The sequence below is a fragment of the Paenimyroides viscosum genome, assembly GCF_003858535.1.
GTDB lineage: Bacteria > Bacteroidota > Bacteroidia > Flavobacteriales > Flavobacteriaceae > Flavobacterium > Flavobacterium viscosum.
Window position 1 is genome coordinate 1 of sequence record NZ_RQTJ01000052.1, and the last position, 211, is coordinate 211.

The window sequence follows — 211 nt, forward strand, 5'->3', positions numbered from 1 at the left end:
TTCATCTCCTTTATACGCACCTGACTACTCATGTAGCCTTTTCTTCCTACCGTTTAACACCAGTTTATTACTAAGCCAGCATCGGGAAGCGGTTTAGTACCTACGCTTGAACGTCGATACTGATGGACCTACCATCATCTTCTATACAGCACGGATAAAGCAAGCTTTATCCTTCACAGCACACTTTGGCGAAATGCGGGATTAAGTGCAA